The organism is Terrirhizobium terrae, from assembly GCF_030323265.1.
GTDB lineage: Bacteria > Pseudomonadota > Alphaproteobacteria > Rhizobiales > Rhizobiaceae > Neorhizobium.
Genome location: NZ_CP104992.1, coordinates 1,608,812 through 1,630,679, shown reverse-complemented (window position 1 = coordinate 1,630,679; position 21,868 = coordinate 1,608,812). Strand labels below are relative to the sequence as shown.

Annotated in this window: 16 protein-coding genes, 3 pseudogenes and 1 riboswitch; of the genes and pseudogenes, 11 read left to right on the top strand and 8 right to left on the bottom strand. The window is 60.9% G+C overall.

The features are described 5' to 3' along the window. Positions 1 to 12: 12 nt before the first annotated feature. The 5 genes and pseudogenes from N7E02_RS29750 to N7E02_RS15630 form a co-directional block, all read right to left on the bottom strand. Positions 13 to 1,338 (bottom strand): annotated as a pseudogene (locus N7E02_RS29750) (Ig-like domain-containing protein); the annotation flags it as partial. Continuing rightward, complete coding sequence (locus N7E02_RS15645; protein ID WP_286583045.1) at positions 1,283 to 5,608, bottom strand: Ig-like domain-containing protein; 4,326 nt, start codon at positions 5,606 to 5,608, stop codon at positions 1,283 to 1,285. The pseudogene N7E02_RS29750 and the gene N7E02_RS15645, both read right to left, overlap by 56 nt. A 322-nt stretch (positions 5,609 to 5,930) precedes the next feature. After that, on the bottom strand, positions 5,931 to 6,122 hold the full coding sequence (locus N7E02_RS15640; protein ID WP_286583044.1) for a hypothetical protein: 192 nt from the start codon (positions 6,120 to 6,122) through the stop codon (positions 5,931 to 5,933). A gap of 1 nt (position 6,123) precedes the next feature. Continuing rightward, positions 6,124 to 7,356 (bottom strand): TolC family protein, encoded by a 1,233-nt coding sequence (locus tag N7E02_RS15635; protein ID WP_286583043.1) that lies wholly within the window; start codon positions 7,354 to 7,356, stop codon positions 6,124 to 6,126. A gap of 147 nt (positions 7,357 to 7,503) precedes the next feature. Further along, a complete protein-coding gene (locus N7E02_RS15630; RefSeq protein ID WP_286583041.1) occupies positions 7,504 to 7,731 on the bottom strand; it encodes a hypothetical protein in 228 nt (75 codons plus the stop codon). A gap of 217 nt (positions 7,732 to 7,948) precedes the next feature. On the opposite strand from N7E02_RS15630, the pseudogene N7E02_RS15625 reads away from it, so the two are divergent. From N7E02_RS15625 to N7E02_RS15585, 9 genes and pseudogenes are all read left to right on the top strand, one after another. Beyond that, positions 7,949 to 8,713, top strand: a pseudogene (locus N7E02_RS15625) (DeoR/GlpR family DNA-binding transcription regulator). 108 nt (positions 8,714 to 8,821) lie between these two features. Next, positions 8,822 to 10,335: pseudogene (gene glpD / locus N7E02_RS15620) on the top strand (glycerol-3-phosphate dehydrogenase). A 40-nt stretch (positions 10,336 to 10,375) separates the two neighbouring features. Continuing rightward, positions 10,376 to 11,449 (top strand): ABC transporter ATP-binding protein, encoded by a 1,074-nt coding sequence (locus N7E02_RS15615; protein WP_286583039.1) that lies wholly within the window; start codon positions 10,376 to 10,378, stop codon positions 11,447 to 11,449. Positions 11,450 to 11,459: 10 nt separating this feature from the next. After that, positions 11,460 to 12,530, top strand: coding sequence for an ABC transporter ATP-binding protein (locus tag N7E02_RS15610; RefSeq protein ID WP_286583038.1), 1,071 nt, complete (start codon positions 11,460 to 11,462; stop codon positions 12,528 to 12,530). Between the two features lies 1 nt (position 12,531). Beyond that, positions 12,532 to 13,398, top strand: coding sequence for a carbohydrate ABC transporter permease (locus N7E02_RS15605; protein WP_286583037.1), 867 nt, complete (start codon positions 12,532 to 12,534; stop codon positions 13,396 to 13,398). 11 nt (positions 13,399 to 13,409) lie between these two features. Continuing rightward, positions 13,410 to 14,237 (top strand): carbohydrate ABC transporter permease, encoded by an 828-nt coding sequence (locus N7E02_RS15600; RefSeq protein WP_286583035.1) that lies wholly within the window; start codon positions 13,410 to 13,412, stop codon positions 14,235 to 14,237. Positions 14,238 to 14,266: 29 nt separating this feature from the next. After that, complete coding sequence (locus tag N7E02_RS15595) at positions 14,267 to 14,548, top strand: DUF2160 domain-containing protein (RefSeq protein WP_286583031.1); 282 nt, start codon at positions 14,267 to 14,269, stop codon at positions 14,546 to 14,548. 78 nt (positions 14,549 to 14,626) lie between these two features. After that, a complete protein-coding gene (locus N7E02_RS15590; protein WP_286583030.1) occupies positions 14,627 to 16,357 on the top strand; it encodes an ABC transporter substrate-binding protein in 1,731 nt (576 codons plus the stop codon). A gap of 295 nt (positions 16,358 to 16,652) precedes the next feature. Next, on the top strand, positions 16,653 to 16,934 hold the full coding sequence (locus N7E02_RS15585; RefSeq protein WP_286583028.1) for a hypothetical protein: 282 nt from the start codon (positions 16,653 to 16,655) through the stop codon (positions 16,932 to 16,934). Between the two features lie 23 nt (positions 16,935 to 16,957). On the opposite strand, the gene N7E02_RS15580 is transcribed toward N7E02_RS15585, so the two are convergent. The 3 genes from N7E02_RS15580 to N7E02_RS15570 are packed head-to-tail and all read right to left on the bottom strand — an operon-like array spanning position 16,958 to position 19,524. Then, the gene (locus N7E02_RS15580; RefSeq protein WP_286583027.1) at positions 16,958 to 17,458 is read right to left on the bottom strand and encodes a flavin reductase; all 501 of its coding nucleotides are present in this window, start codon (positions 17,456 to 17,458) and stop codon (positions 16,958 to 16,960) included. 26 nt (positions 17,459 to 17,484) lie between these two features. Further along, the gene (locus tag N7E02_RS15575) at positions 17,485 to 18,513 is read right to left on the bottom strand and encodes a methionine synthase (protein WP_286583026.1); all 1,029 of its coding nucleotides are present in this window, start codon (positions 18,511 to 18,513) and stop codon (positions 17,485 to 17,487) included. A gap of 27 nt (positions 18,514 to 18,540) precedes the next feature. After that, on the bottom strand, positions 18,541 to 19,524 hold the full coding sequence (locus tag N7E02_RS15570) for a DUF1852 domain-containing protein (protein ID WP_286583025.1): 984 nt from the start codon (positions 19,522 to 19,524) through the stop codon (positions 18,541 to 18,543). 310 nt (positions 19,525 to 19,834) lie between these two features. Further along, positions 19,835 to 20,038, top strand: a riboswitch (cobalamin riboswitch). Positions 20,039 to 20,137: 99 nt separating this feature from the next. Between N7E02_RS15570 and N7E02_RS15565 the strand changes: the two genes are divergently transcribed. Continuing rightward, on the top strand, positions 20,138 to 20,974 hold the full coding sequence (locus N7E02_RS15565) for an acyl-CoA thioesterase (protein WP_286583024.1): 837 nt from the start codon (positions 20,138 to 20,140) through the stop codon (positions 20,972 to 20,974). Between the two features lie 2 nt (positions 20,975 to 20,976). Next, complete coding sequence (locus tag N7E02_RS15560; RefSeq protein ID WP_286583023.1) at positions 20,977 to 21,864, top strand: LysR family transcriptional regulator; 888 nt, start codon at positions 20,977 to 20,979, stop codon at positions 21,862 to 21,864. The last annotated feature ends 4 nt before the right edge of the window (positions 21,865 to 21,868 follow it).

Sequence of the window (21,868 nt, the reverse complement as noted above, 5' to 3'; positions counted from 1 at the left end):
CAACACGACCTCCAGATCGCCGCCGTCCGTCTGGGCCGGATCAAGCGTCACCGAGAAGGTTCCGTTCGGGCCGACGGTTGCCGTGCCGACCTCAATGCCGGCGGCATTGGTCACTGTCACCGATGTGCCCGCCTCGCCCCTGCCGGTGAGCAGAGTTCCGGTATCGTCCACCACGAGATCGGTCGGCGCCAGCGGATCGATCAGGTCCGGCGCAACGGCGAGGCCGGGCTGCGATGTGAGGCCAAGTTCGGTCTGCGTGACGCGCAGATTGCCGCCGTCGATCTGGACCGGGCTGAGGTCAACCGTGAACGAGCCGTCCGCAGAGACAACTACGACCGTACCGACGACCGTGCCCGCCGCATTTCTGACGGTAATTGTCGCTCCAACTTCGCCCGTACCCGTCAACTCGTCGCCATCTGCGCTGACGAGAAGGTCTGTCGGAGCATCCGGCGCTCCCGGATTAGGCGAGAGCACCACGCTCGGCGGGGACACGTTGTCGCCTGCATCCGTCAGCGTGACCGACAGCTGTCCGCCATCAAGCTGAGCAGGATCGAGACCGATCTCGAACGTACCGTCAGCTTCTACCGTGCCGATGCCGATCGTATCTCCGAGAAGGTTGGTGACGATAACGTCAGTACCCGGCTCGCCTTCGCCGGTCAGGATCGTGCCTGTGGCGTTAACCGCAAGTTCGACGGGCGCTGCAGGGGGCAGGATGTCATCCAGCTCGAAATCGGCAGTGTCGGACACGTTGCCGGCGACATCCGTCTGCTCGATGGTGATGTCACCGCCCGCCAGCTGCGGAGAGGTGAAGGTGACGGCGAAGGTTCCGCCATCGGCGACGATCCCCGTACCGATGACGAGACCGTTGGCGTCTCTGACCGTTATGGTCGCACCCACTTCACCCGTGCCGGTCAGGATCGTTTGTCCGACATTGACTCCCGTTACCGTCGGGGCATCGGGGGCGAGGAGATCCGGTGTCGTCACCAGGACGATGTCGGTTTCGTTGCCCGCTGCATCCGTGGCGGTCACCTCGAGATCGGCACCGGTTGCCTGCGCCGGCGTCAGTGTGACGGCGAAGGTGCCGTTGGCGGCCACGATAGCCGTCCAGCTATCGATCCCGTTGGTGACTGTCACCGTGGCATCGGGCTCTCCGGTACCGGTGAGCAGTGTTCCGGTGGCATTGATGGCGAGATCGGCAAGGACCGGGTCCGTGAGATCCACCGTGGGCACAATGGCCGGCAGAGATTCATTGCCGGCGAGATCTTCAAGCACGACTTCCAGATCACCACCATCGATCTGAGGCGAGATCGAGGACGATGCTGATATTTCCAAGTCCATCGACAGTACCCTCGCCGACCACGTCACCGGCCGCATTGGTGACGGTGGCTGTCGCATTCGGTTCGCCCGTACCGGTCAGCAGCAAACCGTCCGCTGCGAGCACGAGATTTATCGGGGTATCCGGGCCGAGCAGGTCCGGCGTCAAGACCGAGACCGGGTCGGAAATATTGCCGCCACCATCGGTCAAGGTGACGTCGAGCTCGGCGCCGTCGGCCTGGGTCGGGCTGAGGCCGATGGTGAACGTCCCATCGGCGGCGACCGTGCCGGTGCCGACGGGGACACCGAGGGCATTGGTTACGGTAACCGTCGTGCCCGCTTCTCCGAGGCCGGTCAGAACCGTGCCGGTGAGGTTGACTTCAAGGCCGGTCGGCGGGGCCGGATCGACCGTGTCGGGCGCTTCGACGACAGCGGGCGGCGAAGCGTTTCCGGCCGCGTCGGCGAGAACGACGTCGAGTTCGCCGCCATTGTTCTGGGCAGGATCGAGAGGAATGCTGAAATCGCCGGTCGGCCCGACCTGGCCGGTGCCCACGACATTACCTTCTGCATCCGTGACGGTAACCGTAGCGCCGGGTTCGCCCGAGCCGGTCAGCGCCGAGCCATCGGCTTCGACCACGAGCCCCGTCGGCGCATCCGGTGCGATGAAATCGGGAGAGGGAATGGTGACGGCGGGTGAATCATTGCCCTCCGCATCCGACAGGACGACATCGAGATCGCCGCCATCGGTCTGCGCCGGTGTCAGGCCGATGCTGAACGTACCGCCGGCCGCAACCACCCCGGTCCCGACGGTGTCGCCGGCCTCATTGGTGATGGTCACCGTCGTACCCGGCTCACCGCGCCCGGTGATGAGCGTACCCGTGGCGTTGATCTGGACATCTTCCGGTGATGGCGGGGCGGTCAGGTCAGGTGCATCGACGGTCACCGGGGGCGAAACATTGCCGGCCGTATCCGCCTGGACGATCTGAAGCTGGCCACCATTATCCTGAGCCGGGTCGAGCGTCACACTGAAACTGCCGTCGGCGGCAGCCGTCGCGGTGCCGACGACGACGCCGTTCGCATCACGCACCGTGATGGTGGCGTCGGGCTCACCCGTGCCGGTCAGCTCGGTGCCGTCAGGGCTGACGACGGGTGCCGTGATGGCGGCGGGCGGCGTCAGGTCCGGTGACGGGATCGTCGCCGGCAGAGACACGTTGGTGCCGTCAGACAGAACGACGTCCAGATCGCCACCATCGATCTGGGCCGGATCAAGCGTGATGGTGAAGGAGCCGCCGGGCGAGACGGTGCCGGTTCCGACGGTATCGCCATCGGCATTGGTGACAGTCACGGTCGTGCCAGGTTCGCCCAGACCTGTGAGGATCGTCCCGGCATCATTGACGTCCAAGTTTGTCGCAGCGTCCGGAATGAGGAGATCCGGCGTGTCGACCAGGCCCGGCTGCGAGATGCCGTTCGCGTTTTCCTGCACCACCTGCAACTCGCCGCCATCGATCTGGGCGGGCGCAAGCGTGACCGTGAAGCTGCCGTCACCGGCGACAGTCGCAGTGCCGACAATTGCGCCGGCGGCATTTTTCACGCTGACTTCGGCACCGGCCAAGCCTGTACCGGTCAAGATCGTTCCACCGGCATTGACTTCGAGATCTGTCGGAGCCGGAGGTGCATCGGGATCAGGAGCCAGAACGCTGCCGGGCGTGGAGGCATTGCCGGCGGCATCCGTCAACACCACGTCCAATTCGCCGCCATCAAGCTGAGCCGGCTCAAGAGTGACGCTGAAAGTACCGTCGGGATCGACTGTATCCTGACCGATCGCCTCGCCTGCGGCATTGGTGACGGTTACCGTCGTACCGGGTTCGCCGCGGCCGGTGAGGGTGACACCGGTATCATCGATCAGAAGGTTGGTGGGCGGGGCCGGCGGCGTGATGTCGTCGACGGCGATCGTACCCGGCGCCGAGATATTGCCGGCGGCATCTTCCAGCACAACCTGCAATTCGCCGCCATTCGTCTGCGTGGGATCGAGGTCGACAGAGAAGGTGCCGTCGGCGGCTACGGTGCCGGTACCGATGGTCACGCCATCCGCATCAAGGACCGTCACCGTTGCACCGACTTCACCGCGGCCGGTGAGAACCGCGCCAGCATCGTCCACGGCAAGCTCGGTCGGAGCGTCAGGTGCGACGAAATCCGGCGCGGTGACGGTTACCGGCGGGGAATCGTTGCCGGCAGCATCTTCCAGCACGACATCGAGTTCCCTGCCGTCCGTCTGGGCCGGGTCGAGCGTAACCGAGAATGAGCCGCCCGCTCCGACCAGTGCGGTTCCGACGACGACGCCGTCGGCATCGGTCACGGTTACCGTCGTGCCGGGTTCGCCGCGGCCGGTCAGAACCGTGCCGTCGTCGTTGATGTCGAGGTTTGTCGGGGCTTCGGGGCCGGCAAGGTCCGGTGCCGGCGTGGTTGCCGGAGGCGAGGTGTTGCCGGCTGCGTCTTCCAGCACGACCTGCAGGTCGCCGCCATCCGTCTGGGCTGGGCTTAAAGTCACCGAGAACGAGCCGTTCGGACGCACGACTGCCGTGCCGACTTCGTCTCCATCGGCATTGGTCACCGTTACCGTCGTGCCGGGCTCGCCACGGCCGGTCAGGACCGTGCCTTCATCATTGACGCCGAGATTGGTTGCGGCGGCCGGATCGATCAGATCAGGGGAATCGATGATGCCCGGCTGCGACGTGCCATTGGCATCGGCCTGCGTAACGCGAAGCTCCCCGCCATCGATCTGCGCGGGGGCGAGGACAACGCTGAAGGAGCCGTCACCCGCAACCGTTGCCGTGCCGACGACGACACCGTTGGCATTGGTTACCCGAACCTGAGCACCAGGCTCGCCGTCGCCGGTCAGGATGGTACCGCCGGCATTGATTGCGAGATCCGTCGGTGCCGGCAAGGCGTCGGGATCGGGCGCCAGGACAGAACCGGGAGCGGAATCGTTGCCTGCCGGGTCGGTCAACACGACCTCAAGTTCGCCGCCATCGAACTGGGCGGGGCTGAGGGGGACACTGAACGTACCGTCATCTGCAACGATTGTGGTGCCGACCTCGGCACCGGCCGCATTGGTGACGGTCACCGTGGCGCCGGGTTCTCCACGGCCGGTGAGAATGGTTCCATCATCGTTGACACCGAGATTGGTGGGCTGCGCCGGCGGCGTGACGTCGCCGATCTCCACCGTACCGGGTTCGGAGACATTGCCGGCCGCGTCTTCGAGCACGACCTGAAGGTCACCGCCATTGTTCTGCGCGGGATCCAGATCGATCTGGAACGTACCGTCCGCGGCGACCGTGCCGGTGCCGACCGTGACGCCATCGGCGTCGGTGACGGTGACCGTCGTTCCCGGTTCGCCGCGGCCAGTGAGAACGACGCCGCCATCACCGACTGCAAGATCGGTCGGCGCATCCGGTGCCAGAAGATCCGGTGCGTCGACCGCGCCAGGATCGGAAACATTGCCGGAGGCGTCTTCGAGCACGACTTCGAGCTCGCCGCCATCCGTCTGGGCGGGGTCTAGATCAATGCTGAAGGAGCCGTTGGGGCCGACAGTGCCGCTTCCGATGATCTCCCCGGCGGCATTGGTGACCGTGACGATGGCGCCAGGTTCGCCGCGTCCGGTCAGAACTGTTCCGGCATCATTGACGGAGAGATTGCTCGGTGCCGCGGGCGCTTCCGTATCGGAATCGGAATCCGAGTCGGCGTCCGCATCTGCATCGGCGTCGGCATCTGCATCCGCATCGGCGTCAGCATCAGCATCGGCATCGGCATCGGCATCGGCATCGGAGTCAGCGTCGGAATCCGTGTCGTCCGATCCACCACCGCCGCTGGATCCGCTCGCGCCTATGCCGATCGCTGCAGCACCAAGACCGAGTGCCGCGGCAAGGCCGAGGATCGAACCGCCGGCACCAGCGCCGGCCGCGCCCCCGGCGGCTGCAAGCTGGTCGACCGGGCCGGCATCGACGAACTGGAAATCGGCGAGGCCATCGGTGTATTCGCCCTGCCAGGCGTTGCCGGCGGTGTCCTCAAGAATGAGGTCGCTGCGCTGATCGCCTTCACCGCCATAGAAATTTTCGATCCGGACATCCGCGCCATTGCGAACGTCAATGACGAGATCGTTGCCGGAGCGCGCGATCGAACCGATATCGTTGGGAGAGAGCTGCAGCCTGACGGTGCTGGGATCGGAAAGGATAATATCGTTACTCGAGACAGTCGTGGATTGCCCACTAACCTTGTCCAATACCACAGCGACCATCTTGCTCTCCTCCATGCCCGGCTAGGCTTTTTCTGGTTGAGCATTTTGACCATGCGGGACGCGGCGATTGATCCCTCACCCGAGCGAGCTCGAGTGCCAGCCGCGGCACCACATTCATTGCGGGCCAAAACACGTCTTCACGAAGTTGCCTTACTTGAGGCAATCTTCAATTAGCTACACCTAAAGTTTGGAGGATATGATTAACAAAAGGTGTAAGCAATGGGATTATATCGGCACAGTTGCATCAATCGCATGCGATTGCCGTCGCGATTGCCCCGCTTCAAGCCAATCGCGCTCCAAGAGATGGAAAACAAATAGTTAATCAGATTTTTGGCGCGGTTCGTGCAGGCTGCTGCGTGGAGGCCGTAACCTTGCCCGCAGGCGGAGTAAGCTCGAAGACGTCGCGCAGCCTACCCGAGGCATAGGCGCATTCGACATTCAGCTTGTAGATATCGTAGCGCGTATTGATCTCGTCGAAACGTGCGGCATGCAGTTCCTGGTCGGCGTTGAGCACGTCAAGGAGCGTGCGCGTTCCGAGATCGAGGAACTGCCGCTGATAGAGATTTCGGGTCTCTCGCATCATCGTCTGGCGCGAGCTCAGCGACTTCAACAGGGTGCTGAGGCTGCCGACCTGCGCGGCGGATCTCGATCCAGGTCTTCTGGCTGTCGAACCGTCCGGTGGCGATTGCCGCTTCCGATGCCTGCGCGGCGTAGCGGGCGGCATTCTGCTTGGCCCGGAACGAGCCGCCGTTATAGAGATCACCTTTGACCGTGATGCCGACCACGTAGTCCGGATCGGTGTCGCTACCCCAGGTCTTTACCCGGCTCGTCGCCTCCATGGCGATGGTCGGCAGCATGTCGGCGCGTGCCAGGCCAACGCGTGCATCGGCTTCCCGTTTTCTCGATTTTGCCGCCAGCACGTTGGGAACCGTATCCCAATCGGGCACGGCACCAGCGCAGGCACGACCGAGGCCGGGCGGAAAAGTGCCCTTGAGCCGGACGCGTCCCGTCTGACCAAGCAGCGCATTCAGCGTGCCTTCCCAACGCTGCCGCTCCGCGCTGATCTCGAGCGCAGTCGATTGCGCCGCCTGGACGCGCGCCTGCGCCTGCAGCTTGTCGGAACGGGTACTGGCGCCGCGATCCGTGCGCAATTCCACGAGCGTGCCGATCGCTTCCACATCATCGACCTGTTCCTTGGCGACGACCGCAAGGCGCTCGTTGCGAAGGATCTCTACGGAGGCAAGCGCTGTCTCGCGGATGATGTCATCGACGGTCGCGAGGAATTCCGCCTGGCGGACGTCGTGGATAGCCGTCTCGGCCTCGACGCGGCCTGAGACCTTGCCGAAATCGTAGATCATCTGGGAGGCGGAGACGTTGAACTTCGGTGCCCATTCGCCGCGCTGACCGTTTTCGGCCCCGAGGTCCAGCCCGCCGCCGACGGAAGGAAGGTAACCGGATCGGGCGTCCTGGATGAGCCAGTTCTGCTGCTGGATACGGCCGGCCGCTTCCTGGATGGCAGGGTGCCAGCTGACGACCCGCTTCACCGCGCTTTCCGTGTCACGTACGGCCGGGGGCGCGGCCTTCTTCGACGCAGGCGTTTCTGCTGTTTTCGGTTGCGACTGCAGGTTGACGGCGGCAGCTTGTGCCGGCGGGATAGAGCTCTTGGGAGCGGTCTGGCTGCAGGAGGCCTGGACGATGACGGCCAAACCGATGAGGCTGGCTTTGATTGGGCAGCGACCTGAACGCATCTAGGCTCCATAGACCGGCGATAAAGTGCTTTGACCGGTCTACGAAATACCAACGACTGGAAGTGCCCCCTCGACACTTAGCGGGGCCTAATATAGGTGATTCGTCAAATGTCGCAAATGCTTAAGCGCTACTGGAAGTAGCAGCTTTCAGGACTGGCGAAGGGACCGGCCAGCCTCGACGATGCGCCTTGTCAGCGCGTCGTCGTCACGGATGCCGAGCTGGTAGAAATGGATCGCCAGTGCCGCCAACCTCTCTGCCGCCGGATCGTGGCGCGACAGGCACGCGCCGTAGCGCGCCGTCTCATAAATGATTTTCAGCCGCTCCAGCTCTTCCGGATAAATCGGATCGCAGGGTACGCCATGCAGATTGCCCATCGAATGCTCCCTTACCCAAGGATGCGTTAGACTTAACTAATAGAACGAAGATGTCTTCAATGCAAAACCCCTGATTGGGCAACAAGGTTGACGGTCAATGAATTTGGGCGTGCACGGTTGCGGCCTTTTTCTTGCGAAAGGCGCTTGGGCTGACCATTCCCCTTTTCGTCTCTTCCCATTTGGATTAGAAACGAAAGAAAAACGAAAGGGGGATTTCATGTTCCTGTCCGACCGTCAGGCAAAGATCGTCGAGATTGCGAGATCCGCCGGCCGCGTGCTGGTGGATGATCTGGCCGAACAGTTTGCCGTGACCCCCAGACGATCCGCAAGGACCTGAATGATCTCTGCAACGGGCGGCTTCTGACCCGCATCCATGGCGGCGCCACCTTTCCGACCGGAACCGAGAATGTTCGCTACGACGCGCGCCGCCAGATCGCGGCCTCGGAGAAACAGGCGATCGGGCTTGCCGCAGCCAGGCTGATCCCGAACAGCAGCTCGCTGTTCATCAATATCGGGACAACGACGGAAGCTGTCGGCGAGGCGCTGATCGACCATCGCGACCTGATGGTCGTTACGAACAATATCAATGTTGCCAATACGTTGCGGCTTATCGATCATATCGACGTGGTGATCGCGGGCGGCGTGGTGCGGCAATCCGATGGCGGGATCGTGGGTGAGGCAGCGGTCGATTTCATCCGCCAGTTCAAGGTGGATTATGCGGTGATCGGCGCATCGGCGATCGATCCGGACGGCGCGATCTTCGACTATGATTTTCGCGAGGTGAAGGTGGCGCAGGCAATCATCGCCAATGCGCGGCATGTCATCCTGGTCGCGGATCTCGACCAAGTTCGAGCGGACCGCGCCGGTCAGGATCGGACAGATTTCGCAGGTTCATACGTTCATTACGGACCACTGCGAATTCCCTGAATTTCGCGATGTCTGCCGGGAAAACAATGTGTCGCTGATCGAGACCGGCCGCTGATTTTTCCGCCCTGAACTTTCGTTTGACATTCGAAATATTTTCGATTTAATCGCCAGCAGTTTCGTAATTTCAGCGCATGATCCGTATATTCCGGCTCGGTGGGGAGCGATGAGCCAGACAGTTCACGACATCTTCGTTATCGGCGGCGGCATAAACGGCTGCGGCATTGCGCGGGATGCGGTCGGTCGCGGCTATACTGTCGCGCTTGCCGAGATGAACGATTTTGCCTCCGGCACATCTTCCGGCGCGACGAAGCTGATCCATGGCGGCCTGCGCTATCTCGAACATTACGAGTTTCGTCTCGTTCGCGAATCCCTGATGGAGCGCGAGGTGCTGTGGGCCATGGCGCCGCATATCATCTGGCCGATGCGCTTCGTCCTGCCCTACCACAAGGGCGGCATCCGCCCAGCCTGGCTGATCCGGCTTGGCCTCTTCCTCTATGACCATCTCGGCGGCCGCAAGCTTTTGCCGCCCACCTCCGTTCTCGACATGCGCAAGGATCCGGCCGGCAAGCCGCTGAAGGCGCTGTTCACCAAGGCCTTCGAATATTCCGACGGCTGGGTGGACGACGCCCGCATGGTGGTGCTGAACGCTCGCGACGCGGCTGACAAGGGTGCGCTGATCATGCCGCGCACCAGGGTGATTTCGGCAAGGCGGGAGGGCGACCTCTGGATCATCGAGACCCGCAATACGGTCACCGGTGCAAACGAAACCCATCGGGCGCGCATGCTGATTAATGCCGCAGGCCCCTGGGTGGATCAGGTGATCCGCTCCGCCTTCGGCCAGAACGAGGCACGGCATGTCCGCCTTGTGCAGGGCAGCCACATCATTGTCCGAAAAAATTCGAAGGGCCGCGCGCCTATTTCTTCCAGAACCCGGACAACCGCATCATCTTCGCCATTCCCTATGAAGAAGACTTCACGCTGATCGGCACGACCGACCGTGACTTCAAGGATGACCCGAAGGATGTCCGGATCTCCGACGAAGAGACCGCCTATCTCTGCAATGCGGCGAGCGAGTATTTCAGGGAGCCGGTCCGGGCGGAGGATATCGTCTGGACCTATTCGGCCGTGCGCCCGTTGTTCGACGACGGCGCCTCAAAGGCGCAGGAGGCGACCCGCGATTACGTGCTGAAACTCGAGGCCGAAGGCGGTGCGCCTTTGCTCAATGTCTTCGGCGGCAAGCTGACGACCTATCGGCGGCTTTCGGAGCATGCGCTGGAAAAGATCGGCGAGGCGATCGGCGGCAAGGGCAAGCCCTGGACCGGGCAGAGCCATCTGCCGGGCGGCGATTTTGCGGCGCAGGGCTATGAGAGCGAAGTCCGCAAGCTGAAAGCGGGCTATCCGTTTCTTGCCGAGCGCCACGCGCGCCGGTTGGTGCGGCGCTACGGCACCCGCGCTGCGATACTGCTTGGCAAGGCCGCCAAAACGGAGGATCTTGGTCGTCATTTCGGCGGCGATCTCTATGAGGCGGAGGTCCGCTATCTGGCAGACAATGAATGGGCAATGAGCGCCGATGACGTCCTTTGGAGGAGAACCAAGGACGGGCTTCGCCTGACTGCGGACGAGAAAAGGCTTTTGGAGGAGTACATGGCCGCAAAACCGGAAAGGATTGCCGGATAAGGGCCGTGTGTTCCCGCTGTGAGGAGGCAGGGGAACAGGAATGCTCGAATTGCGTAAAGCAGCAAAGATGGTGGCCGGTGAATATCACATTCACCCGAGCGACCTCGTGCTTCAACGGGGCAGCCTGAACGTGCTGCTTGGCCCGACATTGTCGGGCAAGACATCGCTGATGCGGCTGATGGCCGGCCTGGACAAGCCGACCGAGGGTTCGGTGCAATTCGACGGCGCCGACGTGACCGGTATGCCCGTGCAGAAGCGCAATGTCGCCATGGTCTACCAGCAGTTCATCAACTACCCGCTGCTGACGGTCTATGAGAACATCGCCTCGCCGATGCGGATTTCCGGCAAGGATGCGACGACGATCGACCGAGAGGTGAAAAAGGCGGCCGAACTCATGCGGCTGACACCTTATCTCGACCGCACGCCGCTCAATCTTTCCGGCGGCCAGCAGCAGCGTACCGCACTTGCCCGCGCGCTGGTGAAGAATGCCAGCCTCGTGCTGATGGACGAGCCGCTCGCCAACCTGGACTACAAGCTGCGCGAGGAGCTTCGTGAGGAATTGCCGAAGATATTCGCCCAATCGGGCGCGATCTTCGTCTATGCGACGACCGAGCCTTCCGAGGCACTGATGCTGGGCGGGAATACCGCCACGCTTTCGGAAGGACGTATCACCCAGTTCGGGCCGACGATCGAGGTCTATCGCCGACCGGCCGATCTTACTACCGCCAAGACATTCGCCGACCCGCCGCTCAATTTCATCGAGGTCATCAAGTCGGGCGATGTCCTGCGGCACCGCGACGCCGGCACCCTGCCGGTACCGACGCATCTCAGAGCCATCGGCGACGGACCGGTGACGGTCGCCTTCCACCCCCATCATCTGGGCCTCAGCCAGCAGACCGCCAATGCGGCGCGGCTTTCCGCCCGCACACAGATTTCCGAGATTACCGGTTCGGAGAGTTTTGTGCATCTGGATTATGACGGGGTCAAATGGGTGATGCTGTCGCCCGGCATCCACGACATCGATCCCGATACCCCTGTCGATGTGTTTCTCGATACGCGGCATCTGATGGCATTCGGCAGCGATGGCCGGGCCATTGCCGCGGCAGCGGCGTGAGGAGCACCTGATGGCACGTATCACGCTCGATCATATCCGCCACGCCTACGGCCCCAACCCTGTCTCCGACAGCGATTATGCGCTCAGGGAAGTTCATCACGAATGGAAGGATGGCGGTGCCTATGCGCTGCTCGGTCCGTCGGGCTGCGGCAAGACGACCCTGCTCAACATCATTTCCGGGCTGCTGCAGCCGTCGCACGGGCGCATCCTGTTCGACGGCAAGGATGTGACCGATGTTTCGACGCAGGGCCGCAATATCGCTCAGGTCTTCCAGTTCCCGGTCATCTACGACACGATGACGGTCTACGACAATCTCGCCTTCCCGCTGCGCAATCGCGGCGTAGCGGAGGCAGAGGTGGACCGGCGCGTGCGCGACATGCTTGACATCATCGACCTTGCCGACTGGGCAAAGCGCAAGGCGCGCGGACTGACGGCCGACCAGAAGCAGAAGATCTCGCTCGGCCGCGGGCTGGTACGCAACGACGTCAACGCGATCCTGTTCGACGAACCGCTGACCGTCATCGACCCGCATATGAAATGGGTGCTGCGCTCGCAGCTGAAGCGGCTGCACAAGCAGTTCGGCTTCACCATGGTCTATGTCACCCACGACCAGACGGAGGCGCTGACCTTCGCCGACAAGGTGGTCGTCATGTATGAGGGGCAGATCGTGCAGATCGGCACGCCGGCCGAACTATTCGAGACGCCGCGCCACACATTCGTCGGCTATTTCATCGGCTCGCCTGGCATGAACGTCATCCCCGCCAGGCTTGATGGAAGTTCGGTGACGCTGGGCAGCCAGCGGCTCGATCTAGCCTCGGCACCGGCTGCAGCACAGGGCGACCGGATCGAACTCGGGATCCGGCCGGAATTCATCCGGCTCGGACGCGAAGGCATGCCGGTGACGGTCCGCCGGATCGAGGATATCGGCCGCCGCAAGATCGTCCGCGCCGATTTCGAAGGCCAGCCGATCGCGATCGTCGCCGACGAGGATACGGAAATTCCAGCGGAAGCACGCGTGGCCTTCGATCCGGCCGGCATCAACATCTATGCCAATTCCTGGCGCATCGGTGGAGAGGCCTGACATGGAAAAGACCTATAACAACAAGGCCTGGTTCTTCGTCCTGCCGGTGCTGGTGCTCGTGCTGTTTTCGGCCGCCATTCCGCTGATGACGGTGGTCAATTATTCGGTACAGGATACGTTCGGAAACAACGAATTCTTCTGGGCCGGGACGGACTGGTTCGATGAGATCCTGAATTCCGCCCGCTTCTGGGAAGCACTGCAGCGCAACCTGCTCTTCTCATTCATCATCCTGGCGCTGGAGATACCGCTCGGAATCTTCATCGCGCTCAACATGCCGAAAAAGGGGATCGGCGTGCCGGTCTGCCTCGTTCTGATGGCGCTGCCGCTGCTCATCCCGTGGAATGTCGTCGGTACGATCTGGCAGGTTTTCGGCCGCGTCGATATCGGCCTGCTCGGCCGCACACTCGCCATGCTCGGCATCGATTACAACTATGTCCGCAACCCGCTCGATGCCTGGATCACCGTCATCGTCATGGATGTGTGGCACTGGACGAGCCTTGTGGTGCTGCTCTGCTATGCAGGTCTCGTGTCGATCCCCGACGCCTATTACCAGGCGGCCAAGATCGACGGCGCCTCGCGCTGGTCCGTCTTCCGCTACATCCAGCTGCCGAAGATGAAGCGGGTTCTGCTGATCGCGGTGCTCCTGCGCTTCATGGACAGTTTCATGATCTATACCGAACCCTTCGTCGTCACCGGCGGCGGGCCGGGCAATTCGACGACCTTCCTGTCGATCGACCTCGTGAAGATGGCCGTCGGCCAGTTCGACCTCGGGCCGGCTGCCGCGATGTCTCTCGTCTACTTCCTCATCATCCTGCTGCTCTCATGGATCTTCTACACCGTGATGACCAGCAGCGACGCGGAAAGCTGAAGGAGGGCACCATGGCTGACGTCAAAAAGTACAAACCTGCCGGTCGCTTCTCCTGGCTCGTCTCAACGCTCTACATCGTCTTCCTGCTGTTGCCGATCTACTGGCTGGTCAATATGAGCTTCAAGGAGAATGCCGAGATCACCGGCACCTTCTCGCTCTTCCCGCACAATCCGACGCTTCGAAACTACGCGGTGATCTTCACCGATCCGTCCTGGTATAACGGCTATATCAACTCGATCATCTATGTGGGGCTGAACACGCTGATCTCGGTCGCAGCTGCGTTGCCGGCGGCCTATGCCTTCTCGCGCTACCGGTTCCTCGGCGACAAGCACCTGTTCTTCTGGCTGCTCACCAACCGCATGGCACCGCCGGCGGTGTTTGCTTTGCCCTTCTTCCAGCTCTATTCGGCCTTCGGGCTGATCGACACCCATATCGCCGTGGCGCTGGCCCATTGCCTGTTCAACGTGCCGCTGGCGGTCTGGATCCTCGAAGGCTTCATGTCGGGCGTGCCGAAGGAGATCGACGAGACCGCCTATATCGACGGTTATTCCTTCCCGCGCTTCTTCGTGAAGATCTTCATGCCGCTGATTGCGTCGGGCATTGGGGTGGCCGCCTTCTTCTGCTTCATGTTCTCGTGGGTGGAACTGCTGCTTGCCCGAACGCTGACGACGACTGCCGCCAAGCCGATCTCGGCGATCATGACGCGGACAGTCTCGGCATCCGGCATGGACTGGGGCGTGCTGGCGGCCGCCGGCGTGCTGACGATCGTGCCCGGCGCGCTCGTCATCTATTTCGTTCGCAACTACATCGCCAAGGGTTTTGCGCTGGGGAGGGTGTAGCATGCCGATGTCTCAGAGGGGAGGAACCCATGAACTTTGCCTGGATGGCCTGGACGCTACCGACGGCGCTGTTCTTCATCACCATCTTCCTGCTGATCGCGGCGATGGGCGTGTGGGAATATTTTTCGCCGGGTGGCAGCCCGCGGGTCGGCATCCTGCGCTTCGAGACGACGCGCGGCGACCGGCTGTTCATCTCGCTGCTCGGCGCGGCATTCATCAATCTCGCCTGGCTGGGGCTCGTCGGCCCCAACCTGTGGTGGGCTCTTGGCATCGCAGTGGTCTACGCGATCTGCGTCTTCCGCTTCGTCTAGGCAGGAGCAAGCGTGATACGGCGCGCGGGAGGACCGGCGCCGGGACTGAAATTGCAATCGCAACTCTGGGAGGACATCATGCGACGGCATCTTCTGACATCGACCGCAGTCATATTACTGGCACTGGCGGGCACGGCCACCGCCGACATGGACGCAGCCAAGAAATTCCTCGATGCTGAAATCAAGGATATGTCGGCGCTTTCTCGCGCCGAGCAGGAAGCCGAAATGCAATGGTTCATCGATGCGGCAAAGCCCTTTGCCGGCATGGATATCAAGGTCGTTTCGGAAACCATCACCACCCATGAATATGAATCCAAGGTGCTTGCGAAGGCCTTCAGTGAAATCACGGGCATCAAGCTGACGCATGACCTGATCGGCGAAGGCGACGTCGTCGAAAAGCTGCAGACACAGATGCAGTCGGGGGAGAATGTCTATGACGCCTATGTCAACGATTCCGACCTGATCGGCACCCATTGGCGCTACCAGCAGGCCCGTTCGCTGACCGACTGGATGGCCAATGAAGGCAAGGACGTCACCAATCCGGGCCTCGATCTCGAAGACTTCATCGGCCTGAAATTCACCACCGCGCCGGACAAGAAGCTCTACCAGCTGCCCGACCAGCAATTCGCCAACCTCTACTGGTTCCGCTACGACTGGTTCAATGACGAAAAGAACAAGGCCGATTTCAAGGCCAAATACGGCTACGACCTCGGCGTTCCGGTCAACTGGTCTGCCTATGAGGACATTGCCGAATTCTTCACCGGCCGCGACGTGGACGGCAAGAAGGTCTATGGCCACATGGACTACGGCAAGAAGGATCCGTCGCTCGGCTGGCGCTTCACCGACGCCTGGCTTTCGATGGCCGGCAACGGCGACAAGGGCCTGCCGAACGGCCTTCCCGTCGACGAATGGGGCATCAAGGTCGACGAGAATTCGCGGCCGGTCGGCTCCTGCGTCGCGCGCGGCGGCGACACCAACGGACCGGCGGCGGTCTATTCGATCCAGAAATATCTCGACTGGATGAAGGCCTATGCCCCGGCTGCGGCGAACGGCATGACCTTCTCGGAATCCGGACCGGTTCCGGCCCAGGGCGAAATCGCCCAGCAGATGTTCATGTACACCGCGTTTACCGCCGACATGGTCAAGCCCGGCCTGCCGGTCATGAACGAGGACGGCACGCCTAAATGGCGTTTTGCCCCCTCGCCGCATGGCGTCTACTGGAAGGACGGGATGAAGCTCGGCTATCAGGACGTCGGTTCCTGGACGCTGCTCAAATCCACGCCGGACGACCGCGCCAAGGCGGCCTGGCTCTATGCCCAGTTCGTCACCTCGAAGACGGTCGACGTGAAGAAGAGCCATGTCGGCCTGACGCTGATCCGCGAAAGCTCGATCCGCCACAAGAGTTTTACCGATCGCGCACCGCAGCTCGGCGGCCTGATCGAATTCTATCGCTCGCCGGCCCGCGTGCAGTGGTCGCCGACCGGCACCAACGTGCCGGACTATCCGAAGCTGGCGCAGCTGTGGTGGCAGGCGATCGGCGATGCCGCTTCAGGTGCAAAAACTCCGCAGGAGGCGATGGACTCGCTCTGCGCCGAGCAGGAAAAGGTGATGCAGCGCCTCGAACGCGCCGGTGTCCAGAAGGACATGGGCCCGAAACTCGCGGAAGAGCATGACCTCGAATACTGGAACAAGGATGCGGTTTCGAAGGGCAACCTCGCGCCGCAGCTGAAGATCGAGAACGAGAAGGAAAAGCCGATCACCGTCAACTACGACGAACTGGTGAAGAGCTGGGCCGACGCCAAGAACTAGTCATAGAACATGCCACGAAGAGATGCCCTCCCGGCCGTGACGCCGGGAGGGCATTTTAAATGAAGTTCATGAGCAGAATCCCGAGGCCGAGCGGCTGTGATCCCTACATGCCTGCGCCTGTTACACCTGGCTTTGCGCTTCGGTCCATGCCGGGCCCTGCTTCAAAGAAGGCTGCTCGTAGCGCATTTATAAAATTCCTATAACGTTGCCTTCGGAGTAGTCTGGAACCACTATGGGGTGATCGGCAAGTATACGACTGTTTCCTTCACTGGATGAAAGTTACAGGTCAACCATCATGCCGAGATACGTCTTCTACTCCTGTTCGAAATCTGGCGCAGTCCTCGAACTTGGCGGCAAGCAACTGCCCGGACTGGAAGCTGCAAAGGCCGAGGCGAAAACCCACATCCGTAAAATCATGGCGGACGCGATTGCCTACGGCCGGGATATATCCCGTCGAAAAATGGAGATTCTGTACCCCAACCCATCAATTGCTGGCATCCATGCGCTTCAAGGATGCGGTCGTTCGCGACGATTAGCAGCGGAGAACCTGGGCGATGCCTACATGTCCGGTGGGTAGTCGGAACTAGCTAGTCAGACGCTCTAGCCGTTAAGATAGCGGCGCATGCAGTATAGTAGCGCTGCCTGTTCTTCGTTCTCGCGAATATCGATGACCCGCCCGAAGAAGATGCGGTGGGTTGCCTCGTCAATGAAATTGGTGGTTTCGCATTCAAAGCTGACCGACGCGTTGGCAAGTACCGGTGCGCCCGTGATGCCGTCTCTCCAGTCGCCAATCGCAAAGCGGTCGTCGGTCGACGTTTTTCCGCCGAAGTGATTGGAGATGTCTTCCTGGTCCGGCATCAGCGTATTGACGCAAAAATGGCGCGTGTTTTCGAAGGCTTGAAAACACGAGCTCGCGCGATTGAGGCAGACGAGAAGCGTTGCCGGCGTATCACTGACACTGCAGACCGCCGACGCGGTAAAGCCGTAACGCCTGCCGCCATATCTGGCCGTTACGACGTTGACTGCCGAGCCGAGGCGCGACATGCCGTTGCGAAACGCGGCTTTGTCGACGATGTCGAAGCGATGTTCCACCATGTTCATGTCGGCCTCCCGTGGCTCAGCCAGAATTAAGACGAAAGTTCTTTCCGGACGATCTCCGCGCCTGCCGCCAGAGCCTTCAGTTTGCCTGTCGCGACCTGGCGAGACAAAGGCGCCATGCCGCAATTGGTGCAGGGATAGAGCTTGTCGGCGTCCACGAACTGAAGCGCCTTTCGCAGAGTGCCGGCAACTTCCTCCGGGGTCTCGATGGTGTTGGAGGCCACGTCGATGGCACCCACCATCACCTTCTTGCCGCGGATGAGCTCAATCAGATCGATCGGGACATGGGAGTTGTGGCATTCCAGCGAGATCAGATCGACGCTGGATTTCTGCAGCTTGGGGAAGGTTTGCTCATACTGCCGCCATTCTTCTCCCAGGGTTTTCTTCCAGTCCGTATTGGCCTTGATGCCGTAGCCATAGCAGATATGGACGGCTTTCTCGCACTTCAGTCCCTCCATCGCCTTTTCGAGGGTGGCAATTCCCCAGTCGTTCACCTCGTCGAAGAAGACGTTGAATGCGGGCTCGTCGAACTGGATGATATCGACACCGGCAGCTTCCAGTTCCCTGGCTTCCTCATTCAGAACCTTGGCAAATTCCCAGGCCAGTTTTTCACGGCTCTTATAGTGGGCATCGTAAAGCGTATCGATCATCGTCATGGGACCCGGCAGGGCCCATTTGATGGGCTGCCTGGTCTGCTGGCGGAGGAATTTCGCGTCTTCGACAAAAACCGGCTTGGGACGGGAAATAGCGCCAACGACGGTCGGCACACTCGCATCATAACGATTGCGGATTCTGACCGTCTCGCGCTTCTCGAAATCAACGCCGTCGAGGTGCTCGATAAAGGTCGTGACGAAATGCTGGCGCGTCTGCTCGCCATCGCTGACGATATCGATGCCGGCCTTTTGTTGGTCGTCAAGCGAAAGGCGCAGAGCATCCTGCTTGCCTGCAATCAACTCCTCACCGTCCAGTTTCCAAGGTGACCAGAGCTTTTCGGGTTCTGCAAGCCATGAGGGTTTCGGCAAGCTGCCGGCGGTTGACGTGGGCAACAGTGTTTTCAAAATAGATTACCTTGTGTTCTGCGTTGATCAGGCGGCGTATCTGGCAGACCATTGCTCAAGAACGGTCTTGTATGGCTTGATGAAATGCTCCTCGGCAAACCGCCCCTGCTCGACAGCCAGGCGGCTGCGTTCTTCACGGTCGTAGACAATCCGGGTCAGCGAATAATCCTGGTGTTTCAGGCTCGGCTGGTACACAGCCCCTGCGACTGAATTGGCGTTGTAAATCTCCGGCCGATAGATCTTCTGGAACGTCTCCATCGTGCTGATCGTGCTGATCAGCTCGAGATTGGTGTAATCACCAAGCAGGTCTCCGAGGAAATAGAAGGCGAAGGGTGCTACGCTATTCGGCGGCATGAAATAGCGGACCTGCAACCCCATTTTTCTGAAGTACTCGTCGGTGGACGAGAATTCATTCTGGACGTACTCGGCGCCCAGGATCGGATGCCGGTTTTCAGTCCGGCGATAGGTCTTGCTGCTCGAAGCACTCAGGCAAATGACTGGGGGTTTATGGAAATGCGCTTTGTAGGCATCCGAGTTCAGGAAGCTCTTGAACAGGTTGCCATGCAGATCGCCAAAGTCGCTCGGAGCACTGAATGCAGGGCGATCCTTGTTGTATTCCGGAAGCACGACGCTGAAGTCATAATCGCGTACGTAGGACGAGAAATTATTGCCGACGATGCCGTCAATGCGCTCCCCGGTCTTTCGATCGACAATATTCGTTTTCAGGATCTCGATCAGCGGGAAGGCATCGTTGCTGCCGTCTGCACCGAGATTCATCTCGACGGAGATAATCTCGAGTTCGACAGAATAACGATTATTCTCGGGGTTATCCCAATGCGCCAGCGCATTGAAGCGATTATCGATCATCTTCAAGGCGTTGCGGAGGTTTTCCTCGCGGTTTTCACCTCTGGCCAGATTGGCAAAATTCGTCGTCACTCGGGTATTGTCCGAGGGACGATAATCCGTATCGAAGCGAGTGCTTTTGATAGAAAATTTGAAATCTTCGCTCATGGCGATCCGTCTTTCCTAATTTCCGATCTAAATCCGCACCGAATGCTCGCTTTCAGTATTGAGAAGCATCCTGATACGATTTCTCGGCCACCATTTTCGATTGTTTGTTTTCAAGCGTGTTGAGTGCTTTATGCCCGAGGCGGTAATCGAGAAAAATGGTATTATCTCATCGAATGATGAGCCGCGTTCATGATTTTCCGCCTCCATCGGACCGGCCGCAATTGGCCTGCGACCCCAGTTGGCCGGCTTCCGGCGACGCGGCGCAGGCGCGCAGCCATCATCCACTCCTTGACCATGTCAGCGACATGCGACATTGCTTCCTCATCGTGGTTCTGCGGATGAAGGTCCGGAGCTAAGAGGGAATTCGGTGCGGGCTTTGACCCAAGACCGAAGCTGCCCCCGCAACTGTAAGCGGCGAGCGAAAGTCCTTACCAGTCACTGAGGCCTGCCTCGGGAAGACGGACCTGAGCTATGACCCGCAAGCCAGGAGACCTGCCGCGATAGATAACGTCCACGGGCGGGGTGTCCCGGAGTGCCGCTTTCGCGATCGGCATTCCCATGCCTTCGTCTCTGCGTCATGCCGCCGCCCTGCCGCAACCTGATGGCAGAGCCGATGACAGAGACCGCAAAACCAACAAGGCCAGCCCAGCACGGCTCGACAACCCGTCTCATTGATATCGTCTTTCCCGGCGACACCAACCATCATGGCACCCTCTTCGGGGGAACAGGCCTGACGCTGATGGATCGCGTTGCCTTCATCGCGGCGACCCGGTTCGGGAGAATGCCGTTCGTGACCGCATCCTGCGAGCGGATCGATTTCAGGCAGCCCGCCCGTATCGGGCATATCGTCGAGTTCACGGCGAAGCCGGTCAAGGCCGGACGCCGCTCCCTGACGGTCGAGGTCGAGATGGCGGCGGAAACCATTGTCGGCCGCCAGCGGCACATCTGCACGCGCGGCATCTTCAACATGGTCGCGATACCGGAGGAGGAGAATGCCGCGAACTATAAGTTACCTGAACTGGCTCCCGACACCGGGTCAGACACGAGCGATGCCGTTTCCATGGTCGAGATCGTCTTCCCGGATCAGGCAAACAGTGTCGGCCGGATGTTTGGTGGCGAAGCGATCGCCTACATGACCAAGGCTGCATTCGTGGCGGCATCGCGATATTCCGGCAAGCTTGTCGTTCTGGCGTCATCGGAGCGGATCGATTTCACGAGAGCCATTGAGATCGGCGAGATTGTCGAGGCGCAGGCGCGCGTCGAACGCGTCGGCCGCAGTTCCATGTCGATTGAAACGAAACTCTGGTCGGAAAATCTGCTGACGGGCGAAAGGTACATAACGGCGACCGGACATTTCACTATGGTGGCGGTCGGCGCTGACCACCGGCCGGTTCCCGTTCGCGATCCGAGCCCGGCCGAGGTCGGTCCCGCCCAAGAAGCGGAGGCATGACCATGCTGGACAAGCAACATCTGTCGATCCTGCGTGAAGTCGATCGGCTCGGCAGCCTGACGGCGGCGGCGGAGCGGCTCAACGTCTCCCAGTCCGCGCTCAGCCACACGATCCGTAAGCTCGAAGAGCGCTACGGCGTCGCCATATGGGAAAAGGATGGGCGCAATCTTAGGCTCACCGAAGCCGGTCGTTATATCGTGGCACTGGCGCAGCGCGTTCTGCCGCAGATCGAAAGGGCCGAAGACGTCCTGTCGGACTATCGCTATGGCCAGCGGGGGTCTCTCAAGATCGGCATGGAATGCCATCCCTGCCATCAATGGCTGATGAGTGTCACAAAACCCTATCTGGTCGATTGGCCGGATGTGGACCTGGAGCTGACGACATCCTTTGCCTTCGGTGGCATGGCGGCGTTGACGGGGTATGAAATCGACATCCTGATCACACCGGACCCGATCGAGGCGCCGGGCATCCATTATCTGCCCGTGTTCGATTATGAACTGGTGCTTGCCGTGCCAGTCGATCACCCGCTGGCGCTTAAAAGCCATGCCGGGCCTGCCGACCTCTTGGAGGAAACGCTGTTCACCTACCCGGTCCCGCCTGAGCGGCTGGATGTGTTCACGCAGTTCCTGGTGCCTGCCCATAGTCGGCCGCTCCACCACCGTAATGTCGAGACGACGGAAATGATGCTTCAGCTCGTGGCCGCCGGTCGCGGCGTCAGCGCCATTCCGGACTGGCTGGTGCGACGGGAAGCGGCAGTGCTCGGTGTCCGTCCCGTCCGCATCGGCCAGCACGGTATCCGGAAGAGCATCCATCTCGGCTTGAGAAGCGGCGATGAGGCCGTCGATTACATCGCCGGATTTCTTTCGACATCGCGCCAGACATCGGCCTAATGCG

Coding starts and splice junctions, on each gene's coding strand:
- N7E02_RS15645 (WP_286583045.1), bottom strand. CDS start 5,608: ATGGTCGCTGTGGTATTGGACAAGGTTAGTGGGCAATCCACGACTGTC.
- N7E02_RS15635 (WP_286583043.1), bottom strand. CDS start 7,356: ATGCGTTCAGGTCGCTGCCCAATCAAAGCCAGCCTCATCGGTTTGGCC.
- N7E02_RS15630 (WP_286583041.1), bottom strand. CDS start 7,731: ATGGGCAATCTGCATGGCGTACCCTGCGATCCGATTTATCCGGAAGAG.
- N7E02_RS15615 (WP_286583039.1), top strand. CDS start 10,376: ATGCTCGAATTGCGTAAAGCAGCAAAGATGGTGGCCGGTGAATATCAC.
- N7E02_RS15610 (WP_286583038.1), top strand. CDS start 11,460: ATGGCACGTATCACGCTCGATCATATCCGCCACGCCTACGGCCCCAAC.
- N7E02_RS15605 (WP_286583037.1), top strand. CDS start 12,532: ATGGAAAAGACCTATAACAACAAGGCCTGGTTCTTCGTCCTGCCGGTG.
- N7E02_RS15600 (WP_286583035.1), top strand. CDS start 13,410: ATGGCTGACGTCAAAAAGTACAAACCTGCCGGTCGCTTCTCCTGGCTC.
- N7E02_RS15595 (WP_286583031.1), top strand. CDS start 14,267: ATGAACTTTGCCTGGATGGCCTGGACGCTACCGACGGCGCTGTTCTTC.
- N7E02_RS15590 (WP_286583030.1), top strand. CDS start 14,627: ATGCGACGGCATCTTCTGACATCGACCGCAGTCATATTACTGGCACTG.
- N7E02_RS15585 (WP_286583028.1), top strand. CDS start 16,653: ATGCCGAGATACGTCTTCTACTCCTGTTCGAAATCTGGCGCAGTCCTC.
- N7E02_RS15580 (WP_286583027.1), bottom strand. CDS start 17,458: ATGAACATGGTGGAACATCGCTTCGACATCGTCGACAAAGCCGCGTTT.
- N7E02_RS15570 (WP_286583025.1), bottom strand. CDS start 19,524: ATGAGCGAAGATTTCAAATTTTCTATCAAAAGCACTCGCTTCGATACG.
- N7E02_RS15565 (WP_286583024.1), top strand. CDS start 20,138: ATGACAGAGACCGCAAAACCAACAAGGCCAGCCCAGCACGGCTCGACA.
- N7E02_RS15560 (WP_286583023.1), top strand. CDS start 20,977: ATGCTGGACAAGCAACATCTGTCGATCCTGCGTGAAGTCGATCGGCTC.